The sequence below is a fragment of the Actinomadura barringtoniae genome, from assembly GCF_017573505.1.
GTDB lineage: Bacteria > Actinomycetota > Actinomycetes > Streptosporangiales > Streptosporangiaceae > Spirillospora > Spirillospora barringtoniae.
This window is the reverse complement of sequence record NZ_JAGEOJ010000003.1, coordinates 1-13,853: the sequence shown is the minus strand read 5'-3', so window position 1 is coordinate 13,853 and position 13,853 is coordinate 1. Positions and strand designations below refer to the sequence as shown.

The window sequence follows — 13,853 nt, the reverse complement described above, 5'->3', positions numbered from 1 at the left end:
TGGGCAGACAGTCCTCAACGCACGCGCTTTCCATGCGCCATCGCGTTCGCCTGGCACAGCAAGCCCCGCAGCGTCAGGATCAGCCTGCCCGGCGAAGCGCATGCTGCTAACCCTGCTCAGCAGGCCACCCGCTGGGCGGGAAGGGAAATGAGGATCCGCCAGGCGTGGCCCGCGCCCTGAGCTAAGTCCCTAGGAGCGCCGCTGCGTGGGTGCGCGGTGTGAAGGCTTCGTCGGTACGGCATGCCGGTCGTACCGCGGCTGGAGACGCGCTGGGCCGCTCGCGCGGATGCCTGGAGGCCGTGGTCGTACGGTAAGCCGCTCGTACGGCCGCGACGACAGGGCGACAGGGCTGTAGAAGCGATTGGGCTGCCGAAGCGACAGGGCTGTAGAAGCGATAGGGCTGCCGAAGCGACAGGGCTGTAGAAGCGATAGGGCTGCCGAAGCGACAGGGCTGTAGAAGCGACAGGGCTACAGAAAGACAGAAGACATAGGAAACGGGGGCCGTCCTCGCGGTAGGACGGCCCCCGCTCCCTTAGCGCTCGGTCGGCCGGAACGTTGGGGCTGCCGCGGTCAGCCGCGGGGTTCGGTCCGCCGTAACGCAGGTCTAGCCGGCGGCGCGCTTGGCGCGGGCGCGGCTGCGCTCACGCTCCTTGGCGTCCAGGACAACCTTACGGATGCGGACGGCGGCCGGGGTGACTTCGACGCATTCGTCCTCGCGGCAGAACTCCAGCGCCTCTTCCAGCGACAGGAGCTTCGGCGGCGTCATCTTTTCGAAGTTGTCGGCCGTGGAGGAGCGGATGTTGGTCTGCTGCTTCTCCTTGGTGATGTTGACGTCCATGTCGTCGGAACGGGAGTTCTCGCCGACGATCATGCCCTCGTACACCTCGGTGGTCGGCGCGACGAAGAAGGTGCCGCGCTCCTGGAGGTTGGTGATGGCGAACGCGGTCGCGGCGCCGGTGCGGTCGGCGACCATGGAGCCGGAGGCGCGGGTGCGCAGCTCGCCGAACCAGGGCTCGTAGTCCTCGAAGACGTGGTGGGCCATGCCGGTGCCGCGGGTGTCGGTCATGAACTCGGTGCGGAAGCCGATCAGGCCGCGCGCCGGGACCAGGAACTCCATGCGGACCCAGCCGGTGCCGTGGTTGGTCATGTGCTCCATGCGGCCCTTGCGTACGGCCAGGAGCTGGGTGACGGCGCCGAGGTACTCCTCGGGGATGTCCACGGTGAGCCGCTCGACCGGCTCGTGCTTCTTGCCGTCGATCATGCGGGTGACGACCTGCGGCTTGCCGACGGTGAGCTCGTAGCCCTCGCGGCGCATGTTCTCGACCAGGATGGCGAGCGCGAGCTCGCCGCGGCCCTGGACCTCCCAGGCGTCGGGACGTTCGGTCGGCAGGACGCGGACCGAGACGTTGCCGACCAGCTCGCGGTCGAGGCGGTCCTTGACCATGCGGGCGGTGACCTTGGTGCCCTTCTCGCGGCCGGCCAGCGGGCTGGTGTTGGTGCCGATGGTCATGGAGATCGCGGGCTCGTCCACCGTGATGAACGGGAGGGGCCGCGGGTCGTCCGGGTCGGCGAGGGTGTCGCCGATCATGATCTCGGGGATGCCGGCGATCGCGACGATGTCGCCGGGGCCGGCCTGCTCGGCGGGCTTGCGCTCGAGCGCCTCGGTCATCAGCAGCTCGGTGATCTTGACCCGGGTGATGCTGCCGTCGTGCTGGCACCAGGCGACCTGCTGGCTCTTCTTGATGGTGCCCGCGTGCACGCGGCAGAGCGCGATCCGGCCGAGGAAGTTGGAGGCGTCCAGGTTGGTGACGTGCGCCTGGAGCGGGGCCGTCGGGTCGTACGAGGGCGCCGGGATGGTGTCCTTGATGACCTGGAACAGCGGCTCGAGGTCCTCGCTGTCGGGCATCTCGCCGTCGGCGGGCTTGGCCATCGCGGCGCGGCCGGCGCGGCCCGAGGCGTAGACGATCGGGAAGTCGATCTGGTCCTCGGCGGCGTCGAGGTCCATGAACAGCTCGTAGGTCTCGTCGACGACCTCGTCGATGCGCGCGTCCGGCCGGTCGGTCTTGTTGACGACCAGGATGACCGGGAGCTTGGCCTCCAGGGCCTTGCGCAGCACGAAGCGGGTCTGGGGGAGCGGGCCCTCGCTGGCGTCCACCAGCAGCACGACGCCGTCCACCATCGACAGCCCGCGCTCGACCTCGCCGCCGAAGTCGGCGTGGCCGGGGGTGTCGATGATGTTGATCGTCATCCCGTTGTGCCGGACCGCCGTGTTCTTGGCGAGGATCGTGATGCCCTTCTCACGTTCCAGGTCGTTGGAGTCGAGGACACGGTCGTCGACGGCCTGGTTGTCGCGGAAGGCCCCGGACTGCCAGAGCATGGCGTCGACGAGCGTCGTCTTGCCGTGGTCGACGTGGGCGACGATCGCGACGTTCCGGAGGTCATCGCGCGTGGAGATGGGCATGCGTGCTCGCTTGGGTGGAAGTTTGGAGGTCGCCGCAGACGTGCGGCCATCCCGATTCTACTTGGCCCGCGGCAACGCCTGGGCTGGCCCGCCGTCATGAGGCGGTGTTTTCATCCCTGATACCGCTTTTGTTCTACTGAACGCGGTCTGGCGCGGGGCGATGCCGGTGTCCCACTGTCACCTCGGGTTCCTCTGAACGGCCTCAGCCTCACGGGCCACGTCGCGTTCGGGGGCGAGCTGCGGGGCGGGGGACCGCGAGGGTGTGCCGGAGTGACGGTTCTCACGGCCGTCGTTGATTTTCTTTGGCCCCTCAGGTCACTCCGATCACGCTCGTATATAGGGGTTTCACCGGTATCGCGTGACTCAGAGGGACTGTCGCGCCCCTCTTAGTAATTACCATCCGTTTGGCGTATTTTGACACTTCTTTGTACGCTCCTGCGGATCCGGTCGTTCGGAACCCCGACCAGGGGGTGGCGACTGGACCGCCGAGTCCCCGCGAGGGGAGCCGGGGACCCACACTCCCCCGGGGGCGAATCCGCGCACCAGCGGTAGGGCGACTCCGGCCCGAGCCCGTCAGCTAACCCGGTAGGCGGTTAGGAGAGGAGAAGACCGGCTTGGCACCGGACCCCCAGAAACGTCGCTTCGTGGCGCCCGCCCTCACCGTCGCCGCCATCGCCGCGGTCGGCATCGGAGCGATCACCATCCCCGCCGCGTACGCGAACCCCTCTGCCCCCGGACGTGCGGCGGCAGCGGTCTCCACCCCCAGCCCCTCGCCCTCCTCCTCAAGCTCCGGTTCGGGCTCCGGCTCCGGCAAGCTCAGCGAGAGCCAGCTGCGCAAGCAGCTCAGCACGCTGAACGACGAGGCCGAGAAGCTGACCGAGAAGTACAACAAGACCCGCGTCGACCTCGGCAAGGCCAAGAAGGCCGAGACCGCCGCCACCGCGTACGCCACCAAGCTCGAGAAGCAGGCGACCCCGGCGCGCGAGCAGCTCGGCCGCATGGCCGCCGCCAGCTACATGAACGGCAGCCCCGCCATGGGCTTCGGGAGCGGCGACAGCAACGGCGGCCTCTCCGACGACGCCTACCTGGCGCAGAACCGCGCCTCGGTCGTCCAGGGCCTCCAGGGCCAGATCGACAAGGCCAACCGCGCGCAGCAGGACGCCCAGTCCAAGGCCCAGCAGGCCCAGCAGGCCGCCACGGCCGCCGAGAAGGCCCGCCAGACCGCCAAGGCCAAGGTCGCAGAGGTCACCAAGAAGCTCGACAAGCTGACCACCACCACGGTCAAGGACCCCAAGTCCGGCTTCAAGGCGACCATCAAGGGCTCCGGCCTGCCCGCCAAGATGGCACGCAAGGCCGCGACCAAGCTCGGCAGCCCGTACGTGTGGGCGGCCGCCGGTCCGAACTCCTTCGACTGCTCCGGCCTGGTCGTCTGGGCGTACGCGCAGGTCGGCAAGCCCGGCCTGCCGCACTACACCGGCGACCTGATGGCCCTCGGCACCAAGGTCGACAAGAGCGACCTGCAGGCCGGCGACCTGGTCTACTTCGGCGCCGACCTCCACCACATGGGCATCTACGTCGGCGGCGGCCTCTTCCTGCACGCCCCGTCGACCGGCGACGTCGTGAAGATCTCCAAGCTGTCCGACCGTTCGGACTACGCCGGAGCCAACCGCATCTCTTAGGCACGGCCCGGGGGTGCCCTCCGCGCTCCGCGCCTCGGCCCTCCGCGCCGCCGCCGTGATCATGAGCCCGCTGCGGCGAACGGCCTCATGATCACGGCGGTTCCGCGTTCCGGCGCCTCACCTGCAGCCGCGACCGGCGACACCGGCACATTGGTGCTGGCCCATGGCGGCTAACCGCGGCGGGAGATGACGGTGTTGTTGCAGAAGACGGTGGCTGCGAGGAACGCGCCGCCGGCGGCCAGCGAGGAGCGGGCGAGGTCGTGCGAGGTGGCGAACGTGAGGATGCCCGCGCACCCGGCCACGAACAGTGCGGCCAGGAGTACGACCGCCGCTCGTACGGAGATCAGCATCGTGTCGTCACGGTTCGTGGTGGCCTCCGGGGCGTGGCCGGAGAGCTGCTCGTCGCTGCCCAATGAGCACATCGGGATTCGTCCTTCACATCGTGGCTCGAACGGTTGAGTGCCGGTTTCCCGTTTGGTGGACGAGCGCCCTCCCGACCCTTCCGACCTGGGAGAACGTGCCGGTCACGTGCCTGAGGTTCCCACGGTGCGCACCGTTCAGACCGCTGTTGCGCGTGTCACAAGGTAATAACACGCGGTGCGATCATGATCTGACTGTGCGTGATCGTCATAGCGGAATAGCCCTGACAATCCGCCGTCTCGCTGCGTACGTTCCGTGACACGCCATAGCCTCTTCGCGGAACCCCCAATGGGCGAAAGTTCCACTGCGGGAGGTTCGGACGGAAGACGGCTCCCTGTTGGTGGCAGGGAGCCGTCACTCCGCTCACCGAGACCGGTTCGGCCTGGCCGGGCCTGGTCTCGGACGTCCACGTCGCCGATGTCAGGCGGTCAGGTGCGGGCGGATCTCCTCGACCAGAGGCAGATCGCCGGGCAGCCACTCCACGTCGTACAGCTGCCCGGGCTCCAGCCAGCGCAGCGCCAGATGCTCCAGCGCCTGCGGCTCGCCCTCGACCAGTTCCGCCGTCCACACCCTCAGCACGCCGCTCAGGCTGAGCGGCCAGTCGCCGCCGATCCGTTCACCCAGAGCGACCTTGACGCCGAGCTCCTCGTGGCATTCGCGCACGAGCGCGTCCTCGTCGGTCTCGCCCGGGTCGACCTTGCCGCCGGGGAACTCCCAGCCCCCGGCCAGCTCGGCGGGCTCGGCCCGCTGGGCGGCCAGCAGCCGCCCGTCCCTGATGATCGCCGCGCCTACGACAACATTGATGGTCATCGCCTCCCATGATGTCTGGCTTGGACGCAGCGGACGCATAGAAGGGTTTAAGGGGAAGCGAAATTCGTGACACTTGCCACGGTCCGTTCGGCCTCCTGGACGATCTCCTCCAGCCGCCCGCCGTGCGCGCCGCGCCAGTAGACCTGGCCGCAGATCTCGCACCGGCCGTAGACGTCATAGCTGCGCAGCGTGCCCTCCCGGACCTGCTCCTCGACCTCCTCCTTGCCCACCGGCAGCAGCACGCCGTTGCAGGCCGTGCAGCGCGTCCAGGGGCGAAGGCGCGGCGCGAACCGCCCGAGCAGGTCGCGAAGCTGGTCGTCCGGCCGCGTTCCCCGCACGTACGCGCCGAACCACAGCGCCCGGCGCCGCAGCAGGCCGCGGTCCTGCGTCAGCAGAACGCGCCGCTCCTCGTTCGCCTGCACGACGAGCGCCGGGTCGTCCATGTCGTTGTGGTACGCGGTGTCCAGACCGAGCAGCCGCAGCCGCCGCGAGAGCGTGCCGAGGTGAACGTCCAGCAGGAAGCGCGGGGCCTCCTGCCCGTTCTCCAGCGGAACCGCCTGCGGGCGCGGTACGACCGCCACCCGCACGAGATCCCCGGCCTGCGGCCGATGTGACGGTTCGACCCGCGTACCGCCGATCGTGAGGGGCCCGACCTCGGGCAGCGGAACCCCGACCGCCTCGACGATGTGCCCGACGGTCGAGGTCCCGTCGTGCGCCACCCGCTGCCGAACCCGCCGCCGAGACGCGGGCAGGAACGTCAGCAGCTCGTCGGCGATCTCAAGATGTACGGCTTGATGATTCTCGTCCGACTCGTCCACGCCGCCAGAATGCCACGCGTCCCCCTCACACCACCTCCGAGTTATCACCCGCCTCCCACCGCCCCCCCCGGTCATCACCCGCCCACAACCCGCCAATCCACAAGGCCCGCAACCCGCCGGGCCACAAGGCCCCGAGGCCGTAAGGCCCCGAGGCCGTAAGGCCCCGAGGCCGTAAGGCCAGGCGCCAAGAGGCCGGGTAGCCAGGCGCCAGAAGGTCGCGGCGGCAACGAATTCGGCACCCGGGCCGCCGCCCAGGCCGCCACGCTGGGCGAGCGCCACACGCTCGTGCCAGTGGGCGACGCCGGGCGGCCGGGCGGTCAAGTGCCTTGAGGGCGCGGGTCGGGCGCCTGGAAGAGGGCGCCTGGAAGCCGGGCGGTGAGGCGCCTGAGAAACCGGAGGGCAGGTGCCCCGAGGTCGGGGTCAGGTCCCCGGAGGCGGTGGGGTCAAGTGCCTGGAGCCCGCAGGGCTATGCGGCGGTGATGTGGGCGGCTGAGGTGGTCAGGTTCTCCAGAACGGTCTGCAGGTCGTGGTCGACGAGGCGGCCGTCTCGCTTGACCACGCGGCCGGCGACCATGACGGTGTCGACCGCGCTGGTGTCCGCGAACAGGGTGGCGGCGGCGATCGCGTCGTGGGCGGGCGCCACGTTCAGCGAATCGGTGCGCAGCAGGACGAGGTCGGCCTGCTTGCCCGGCGTGAGCGACCCGACCACGTCACCGAGGCCAGCGACCTGCGCGCCCTCGATCGTGGCCATGCGCAGTACGTCGCGGGTGGTGAAGCCGAGCCCGGCGCCGTCTGGGCGGACGCGTTCCAGCATGTACGCGGCGCGCATCATCGCGAACATGTCCGCGCCCCCGGTGATCACGCTGTCGCCGCTCAGCGAGGCGGGGATGCCGGCGGCGCGGGCGCGGCCGGTGATCGGGTAGCCGATCACCAGCTCGGTCTCGGTCACCGGTGACACCGACACCGTGCCGCCGTGGTCGGCGATCCGCTTGAAGTGCTCGTCGGTGTAGTAGTTGGCGTGCACGTACGTCGTCGGGTGGTCGGCGACGCCGTGCTGCTCAAGGAAGGCCAGGCCGCGCTCGGCGTTCTCCGCGCCGTGCCCGCCCATGTGCGCGGTGACCGGAACGTCGAGCTCCCGCGCCACCTGCCACTCGTTCAGGGATCCTTCAAGATCGCCGAACTCCGGGCCGAACGCGGCCATCGCCATGGAGACCAGCCCGTTCACCGCGCCCCTGACCCGCGTGGCCTCGGCGCGACGCCCGTCATTGCCGCCGTCCCCTCCGTACGCGTAGCCGAAGACGGCCCGGATCCCGGACGCCCGCAGAGCCTCGAGGTTGGCGTCGGTGTGGTCGGGCGTGTGCTGGATGTGCGACCAGTCCACGAGCGTGGTGATCCCAGAGTCGAGGCACTCCAGGGCGCCCGCCAGCGTGCCCGCGTACACGTCCTCGGGCCGGAAGCGCCGCGCGAAGCCGCCGACCACGCGCTCCAGGTAACCGGGAAGCGTGTCGTCGATGAGCGCGCCATGGAGGCCCGCCTGCCAGGTGTGCCGATGGGTGTCCACGAACCCCGGCAGAACGAGCCGCCCGGTCGCGTCGATCACCTCGGTGCCTTCCTCAACAACCAACCCCTTACCGACGGCGGCGATCCGGCCGTCCTTCACCAGTACGTCGGCGGTCCCGATCACGGTGGGCTCGGGAGAGGTGTCGATGACGACGCCGCCCGAGATCAAAGTAGAAGCCATGATGAAAAGCTTAAGAGATAGCTTTTCGAAAAGCAACATGCTGAGTGGGTATCCTCGGACGCATGGACGATCAGCTGCGCGATGGGGTGGACGCCCTGGTCCCGGGCTGGGAGCGGGACGGCCTGTCCGCGTCGCTCATCGCGATCACCGAGCTCAGCAAGCGCGTCGCCCACCTCAACCAGGCCCTCGAGCAACCTCTGCGCGCCGAGCTGGCCGACATGGGCCTGACGTACGCCGAGTTCGACGTCCTCGCCGCCCTCCGCCGCGTAGGCGAGCCGTACCGCCTCAAGCCCAGCGAGCTCACCCGCTCCCTCTTCCTCACCTCGGGCGGAACGAGCAACGTCCTGCAACGCCTCACCAAGGCCGGCTATGTAGAACGCGCCGACAACGCCGCCGACGCCCGCAGCCGCTGGGTCCAACTGACCCCCGAAGGCCTCCACGTCACCATGGAAGCCCTCAAGGCCTCCGGCGCTGTCCACGAAGACGTCATGACCGGCATCCCCGCCCCCACCATCCGAGCCGCCGCCGACGCCCTCCGCGAACTCACCGCAGTCCTAGACCGCCGCCGCCGCTAACCCCCACCCCACCCGCCTCCCCGGACTACGGCCGCGCACGTCACGACCGCCCTAGGCCGCTGCCACTAGGCCCCACGCCCGTTCGGGCTCGCCGCCGCAAAGGCCCGCCGCAGTCCTGGACACCACTGCCACGCCGCTGCCGCCGACCACGCCCGTGCGTGACCTGCCGCCGTCTAAGTCCGCGGCGGTCCGCGGCGGTCCGCGGCGGTCCGCGGCGGTCCGCGGCGGTCCGGGGCTGTCGTTCGCTGACTCTGCTGCCGGCGTGGGCTGCTGCTGCGAAGCTCGACGTTGAGTGGTTCGGGGCGGCTGCGGGTTGGGGGTGTGGGCGTCGGGGGTTGTGCTGGTCGCGGAGTGGGGGTTCGGCGGACAATTGCTGGTGGGGGTGCATTCGGGAGGGCGATGTGTGGGACTGGCTGGTTTGGGTGCTCACGGCAGTCGGGCTGCTGGTCCTTTCATGGGGAGTGTTGATCCTGCTGGCGCGGCGATTGCCTCCGGGGTTGGCTCGCGATCTGGCGTCGTTCATCCCGGACTGCGTGACCACCGTGCGGCAGCTGCGGAAGGATCCGCGGGTGCCGAGGCGTGCGAAGGTGGCGGTCGTGTTCGCGGGGCTGTGGGTGGCCAGTCCGATCGATCTGATCCCCGAGTTTCTGCCGGTCATCGGGCCGCTCGACGACGTCGTGGTGGTGGCGCTGGCGCTGCGGTACGCGGGGCGGCAGGTTCCGCGCGAGGTGCTGCTGGAGGCGTGGCCCGGCGAGACCAGGCTGATCGAACGACTTCTCGGGCCGCCGCGGTCGCAATCCTGACATCAGTGCCGAATTCCCGGTTGCACCGTCGTCAATATCGAATGAATTGCCCTGACTCGTATTGACCTTGGGGTGGCCACTGGAAGGACACTCGCCCCATGAAGACCCCCCGCTCACGCAAGTTCACCCGCTCCCTACTGCTCGTGCCGCTCCTCGCCGCAGGTCTGTCCGGTACGGCCGCGTACGCCGACACGGGTTCGCACGCCGGCACTGGTGTGCACGCCACCGTCGATGCGGCCATCCCGCCGATCTGTGAGAGCACGCTGCCCTCGCAGGCCGACGACACCATCGCCCTCATCGACAAGGGCGGACCGTACCCCTACCCGCAGGACGGCACCGTCTTCGACAACCGCGAGGGGCTGCTGCCTCAGGAATCGAGCGGTTACTACCACGAGTACACCGTAAAGACCCCGGGCTCCAGCACGCGCGGCGCCCGGCGGATCATCACCTCGGACGACCTGGGCCACGACGGCATGTACTGGACCGCCGACCACTACGAGTCGTTCTCCACCATCGACTTCAGCTGCTGACCCGCGCGGCGGGTGAGCCCCCGAGGCAGGGAGCCCACCCGCCGCCTTCAGCTGGAACCGAACGCGGGCCGAGATCGTCCAACGCCCCGTGTCGGTCCGGATGCGACGCCTCGTCATGTCGGTGGCCCTTGCGATCTTCCTGGTCGCCGGCCTTCTCGCCCTCGGGCACCACTACACGTGGTGGGGCCCCGAGCCGCCGAACGACCCGAACGCGCTCGTGCTGCGGGTCCGGTTCGTGAAGGGCATGGCCTCGCCCACCGACCGCCCGGTCCCGGACATCTCGGTCTACGGCGACGGCCGTACGATCACCACCGGGTTCGACCTCACGACGAGCCCCGCCCGGGAGGTCGTCAAGGACCAGCGCCTCACGCACATGGCGTACCGCCGCCTCTACCGCGACGCGCGCCTCGCCGGGCTGGGATCGTCCCGAACGTTCAGCAGCCACGAGCAGATCATCGACGGCGGCCGCACTGACATCACGCTTCTCACCGAAGGCAAGGCGCGCCTGTCCAAGATGCCCGCAGGCGCCGGCGGCGTCCGTGTCTGGCTGATCGACCGCATGCTCAAACGCCTGCGCTCGCTACCCGCCGGTGATCTCGTACGGCCGCCAGTGACCTACCACCCAGAGCGCCTCGCCCTGGTGAGCTTCCCCGCCTCCGAACCCGACCCGAAGACCCCGACCGCGCCATGGCCGCTAGCGCCGCTGCCGGTGAACACGGGCGCGACCTGCACCATGCTGAACGGTCCAGACGTCGACAAGGCCCTGCAACTAGCGCAGACGACCTCACCCACCCCCTACTGGCGCAGCGGGAAGACCCTCTACACCGTCACCTTCCGCCCCCTGCTCCCCGACGAACACGACTGCACAGCCGTGACCCCATAGAGGCCACCCCACACGCAACGTTCCGCCACCCAAACGAGCACCACCCACCGGCGTACACCAGTGCCCCGGCCCAGAGCGGGAGGCAGGGCCCTGGCCTAATGCACGGGAGCAGAGTCCCCGGCCTCGCGCAGGAAACAGGGCCCTGGATTCGCGCTGGGTGGGCAGAAGTTCGCGCTGGGTGGGCAGAAGGCTGGGCCTTGCGCGAGGGGCAGCGCCCTGGCCAGTGCGGGAGAGCAGAGGCCCTGGGCCAGCGTGCGGGCGCGGTGCTCTAGCCCAGCGCAGGGGCGCAGAGCCTCGGCCCAGCGCAGGGACGCAGAGCCTCGGCCTAGCGCGAGGGGCGGGAGCCCCGGCCCAGCACGGGGGAGCGGAGCCCAGACCCAGTGTGGGGAGCAGAGCCTCAGCCAGCAGTGCAGTGCCCAGCCAGGGCGGGGGAGCAGGGCGCTGGCCTACTCCGCGCGGGCCTGCGCGGCGCGGTCGGCGGCCTGCCCGCCGCGCCACCACACCAGCGCCGGAACGACCGCCCCGGCGACCAGCAGGCTCGCCGCGACGACGACCGCCGACGGCGGGGAGCAGCGGCCCCGGCCTCGTGCGGGAGCCCGGGGTGCCGGCTTGGTGTGGGGGCTACTTGCAGAGGTTCTGGTCGGCCTTGACGCCGCCGGTGATTTTGTTGAGGGCGGCTGGGGGTGCGGAGAGGTGGACGCCCTTTTCGCCGATCACTAGGCGGACGCCGTCGGCGGGGACGGTGGCGTCGGGGGTGAGGAGGGCGTCGGGGACGGCCTGGGCGAGTGCTGAGGCCTGGCCTTCGGCGGCGCCGGTGTAGGTGATGAGGCTGTTGGCGCTCGGGGCGCCCTTCTCGACCTTCTTGGCGACGTCGAAGCCGCGGCGGCTGAGGTTGGTGACGATGCGGTCGATGAGCTGCTTCTTGCCGCCCGCGTCCACGACGGTGACCTTGACCTTTTCGGGTTTGGGCAGTTCGTGCTCGGGCTTCTTGGTGGGCTCGGCGGGCAGGTCGCTGTCCTGGCGGATCGCCTCGAACAGGGGCTTGGCGAGCTTGGTGTCCCACTGGACGCGGTTGGGGTCGGGCGCGTAGCCCTCGACGGGGACGGTCACGAAGCGCACCTGGCCCGCGTTCATGCCCTTGAGCCCGTCCGCCAGCTTCTTCATCGTGGACAGGTCGAGCTCGTCGTCGGTCGTGACCGACTTGGTCATGGCCTTGAGGAACTTGTAGGTCTTGGCCGGATCGGTGAGGACCGAGGTGCTGGTGGCCTTGTTGACGACGGACGCCATGAACTTCTGCTGGCGTTCGATCCGCCCGAGGTCGCCGCCGTCGCCGAGCGAGTAACGGGCGCGTACGTAGCCGAGCGCCTGGTCGCCCCTGACGGTCTGCTTGCCCGCCGGGAGGTTGAGCTCGGCGCGCGGGTCGTTCACCGGCTTGTCGACGCAGATCTCGACGCCGTCCAGCGCGTCGACCATGCGCTTGAAGCCGGAGAAGTCCACCTGGACGAAGTGGTCGATGTGGATGCCCGTGAGGGTCTCGAGGGTCTTCCACGTGCAGGTCGGGCCGGCGTAGGCGAACGCGGCGTTCAGCATGCCGAACTGCGCGGGAACGGTCCCGCCCTTCTCCTTCTTGCACGAGGGGATCTGCACCATCGAGTCGCGGGGGAAGCTGACGCCGACGGCCTGGTCCCTGTTGGGCGACAGGTGCAGCAGGATCGCGGTGTCCGAACGTGCCCCGGTCAGCCCGGCGGCCGCCCCGTAGCGCGCGTTGTCGCCGTCGCGAGTGTCCGAGCCGAGCAGCAGGATGTTGAGCGACTTGTTGAGCTTCTTCGGCCGGTTCGAGCCGAGCTGGTCCTTGGCGCTCTTCTGGTCGATGTTGCCCATGAGGTCGTAGTAGAGCCCCACGATGCCGCCGCCGGTCAGCAGCACCAGCGCCGCCGCTCCCAGCGCCGTACGGCGGATGATCTTCTGCCGCCGGCTCCGCTGCTTGCGGGCCGCCGGGGCCTCGTCGGCCTGAACGGGGGCGCCGCCGTCAGGGGTGCCCGAACCGGCGGGCTTGGCGCCAGAGGCGTCGTCGTCGTTCATCTCGCTCATCCGGTTCCGTTTCGCGGCAGGCCCTACTCAGGGGCGGGTGGTTTGTCAGCTTATGTGTGGTTCAGGACTGCCCCATGGTCCGTGGCTGGTCCCCGGTATTGGATGCGCGATGCCCCGTTTGTGTTGTCATGGATGTCGAAATAGATGGATCGGCTCCTTTGGGGCGCGTCTGCTTCACAGCTGCAAAGCGCCGTTCAAGATCGCCCTCATGGGCCGACGCGGCAGGCGTTCCGTACGATCGGTCCCGTGAGTGCGGGCTGGGTGATCGGCGAGCGGTTCACCATGCTCGACCGGATCGGGTCGGGTGGGTCGAGCCGGGTGTGGCGGGCGCATGATCGCCAGACCGGCGGCTACTGCGCGGCCAAGCTCGTTCGCCGAACGGGGCCGACCACGGTCCTGCGCGCGGTCCGCGAACGCGCCCTGCGGCTGGCGCACCCCCACGTGGTGACGCCGTACGCCTGGTACCCCACCGATGACGACGTCCTTCTCGCGATGGACCTGGTCAGCGGCGGGTCACTGGAGACCCTCCTGGGCGACTACGGCCGCCTGCCGCCCGCGTACGTCGCCGAACTCCTCGATCAACTCCTCTCAGCCCTGAGCCACATCCACGGCGCGGGGATCGTTCACCGCGACATCAAGCCGACCAACCTCCTTCTCGAACCCAGCCCGGTCGGGGCGCCCCACCTGCGCATCACCGACTTCGGGATCGCCTTGGGCGAGGACGGCATGCGCCTCACCACCACTGGCTTCGCGGTGGGCACACCCGGCTACATGGCCCCGGAGGTCCTGGACTGGAACCGCCCCGGCCCGTCCCAGGACCTGTACGCCGCCGGCATGGTCTGCTGGCGCATGCTCACCGGCTCGGGCGACCCCGAACAGCGTCAGCGTGTAGGCCCTCCACTCCCCGACGTGCCGCCCGCGCTGTGGACCCTGGTCTCCCGCCTCTGCGCCGACACCCCGCGCGACCGCCCTTCAACCGCCGACGTCGCCCGGCAGATGCTGGCCGACTGCGGCCTGAGCCTCGATTTCCCCATCCGCACCC

At 69.7% G+C, this 13,853-nt stretch carries 12 protein-coding genes and 1 riboswitch; of the genes, 6 read left to right on the top strand and 6 right to left on the bottom strand.

Annotated elements, in window-relative coordinates:
- Positions 1 to 604: 604 nt before the first annotated feature.
- Positions 605 to 2,461 (bottom strand): translational GTPase TypA, encoded by a 1,857-nt coding sequence (gene typA / locus J4573_RS07105; RefSeq protein WP_208254480.1) that lies wholly within the window; start codon positions 2,459 to 2,461, stop codon positions 605 to 607.
- Between the two features lie 473 nt (positions 2,462 to 2,934).
- Positions 2,935 to 3,068: riboswitch (cyclic di-AMP (ydaO/yuaA leader) on the top strand.
- A gap of 7 nt (positions 3,069 to 3,075) precedes the next feature.
- Here typA and J4573_RS07100 point away from each other — a divergent pair.
- Positions 3,076 to 4,140, top strand: a complete 1,065-nt coding sequence (locus J4573_RS07100) for a C40 family peptidase (RefSeq protein ID WP_208254479.1) — start codon at positions 3,076 to 3,078, stop codon at positions 4,138 to 4,140.
- Between the two features lie 170 nt (positions 4,141 to 4,310).
- Here the strand turns inward: J4573_RS07100 and J4573_RS07095 are convergent, their stop codons facing one another.
- From J4573_RS07095 to J4573_RS07080, 4 genes are all read right to left on the bottom strand, one after another.
- Complete coding sequence (locus tag J4573_RS07095; protein WP_208254478.1) at positions 4,311 to 4,562, bottom strand: hypothetical protein; 252 nt, start codon at positions 4,560 to 4,562, stop codon at positions 4,311 to 4,313.
- Positions 4,563 to 4,980: 418 nt separating this feature from the next.
- Positions 4,981 to 5,370, bottom strand: coding sequence for a (deoxy)nucleoside triphosphate pyrophosphohydrolase (locus J4573_RS07090; protein WP_208254477.1), 390 nt, complete (start codon positions 5,368 to 5,370; stop codon positions 4,981 to 4,983).
- A 47-nt stretch (positions 5,371 to 5,417) separates the two neighbouring features.
- On the bottom strand, positions 5,418 to 6,188 hold the full coding sequence (locus tag J4573_RS07085) for a Mut7-C RNAse domain-containing protein (RefSeq protein WP_307796523.1): 771 nt from the start codon (positions 6,186 to 6,188) through the stop codon (positions 5,418 to 5,420).
- A 466-nt stretch (positions 6,189 to 6,654) separates the two neighbouring features.
- Positions 6,655 to 7,929: an amidohydrolase family protein gene (locus J4573_RS07080; RefSeq protein WP_208254475.1), complete on the bottom strand. Its 1,275-nt coding sequence runs from the start codon at positions 7,927 to 7,929 to the stop codon at positions 6,655 to 6,657.
- A gap of 62 nt (positions 7,930 to 7,991) precedes the next feature.
- Here J4573_RS07080 and J4573_RS07075 point away from each other — a divergent pair, with 62 nt between their 5' ends.
- From J4573_RS07075 to J4573_RS07060, 4 genes are all read left to right on the top strand, one after another.
- Positions 7,992 to 8,504, top strand: a complete 513-nt coding sequence (locus tag J4573_RS07075) for a MarR family winged helix-turn-helix transcriptional regulator (RefSeq protein ID WP_208254474.1) — start codon at positions 7,992 to 7,994, stop codon at positions 8,502 to 8,504.
- A 401-nt stretch (positions 8,505 to 8,905) separates the two neighbouring features.
- Positions 8,906 to 9,307 (top strand): YkvA family protein, encoded by a 402-nt coding sequence (locus J4573_RS07070; RefSeq protein WP_208254473.1) that lies wholly within the window; start codon positions 8,906 to 8,908, stop codon positions 9,305 to 9,307.
- A gap of 98 nt (positions 9,308 to 9,405) precedes the next feature.
- Positions 9,406 to 9,837, top strand: coding sequence for a guanyl-specific ribonuclease (locus J4573_RS07065; RefSeq protein ID WP_208254472.1), 432 nt, complete (start codon positions 9,406 to 9,408; stop codon positions 9,835 to 9,837).
- A 100-nt stretch (positions 9,838 to 9,937) separates the two neighbouring features.
- Positions 9,938 to 10,720, top strand: coding sequence for a hypothetical protein (locus J4573_RS07060; protein ID WP_208254471.1), 783 nt, complete (start codon positions 9,938 to 9,940; stop codon positions 10,718 to 10,720).
- Positions 10,721 to 11,341: 621 nt separating this feature from the next.
- Here J4573_RS07060 and J4573_RS07055 read toward each other — a convergent pair.
- Positions 11,342 to 12,811 (bottom strand): LCP family protein, encoded by a 1,470-nt coding sequence (locus tag J4573_RS07055; protein WP_208254470.1) that lies wholly within the window; start codon positions 12,809 to 12,811, stop codon positions 11,342 to 11,344.
- Between the two features lie 246 nt (positions 12,812 to 13,057).
- On the opposite strand from J4573_RS07055, the gene J4573_RS07050 reads away from it, so the two are divergent.
- The coding region (locus J4573_RS07050; protein ID WP_208254469.1) for a serine/threonine-protein kinase at positions 13,058 to 13,853 on the top strand (796 nt) is incomplete at its 3' end.

Bases quoted from the DNA above. Each gene is read 5' to 3' on its own strand.
- J4573_RS07095 (WP_208254478.1), bottom strand. From the start codon at position 4,562: ATGTGCTCATTGGGCAGCGACGAGCAGCTCTCCGGCCACGCCCCGGAG.
- J4573_RS07065 (WP_208254472.1), top strand. From the start codon at position 9,406: ATGAAGACCCCCCGCTCACGCAAGTTCACCCGCTCCCTACTGCTCGTG.
- J4573_RS07075 (WP_208254474.1), top strand. From the start codon at position 7,992: ATGGACGATCAGCTGCGCGATGGGGTGGACGCCCTGGTCCCGGGCTGG.
- J4573_RS07055 (WP_208254470.1), bottom strand. From the start codon at position 12,811: ATGAGCGAGATGAACGACGACGACGCCTCTGGCGCCAAGCCCGCCGGT.
- J4573_RS07090 (WP_208254477.1), bottom strand. From the start codon at position 5,370: ATGACCATCAATGTTGTCGTAGGCGCGGCGATCATCAGGGACGGGCGG.
- J4573_RS07080 (WP_208254475.1), bottom strand. From the start codon at position 7,929: ATGGCTTCTACTTTGATCTCGGGCGGCGTCGTCATCGACACCTCTCCC.
- typA (WP_208254480.1), bottom strand. From the start codon at position 2,461: ATGCCCATCTCCACGCGCGATGACCTCCGGAACGTCGCGATCGTCGCC.
- J4573_RS07060 (WP_208254471.1), top strand. From the start codon at position 9,938: ATGCGACGCCTCGTCATGTCGGTGGCCCTTGCGATCTTCCTGGTCGCC.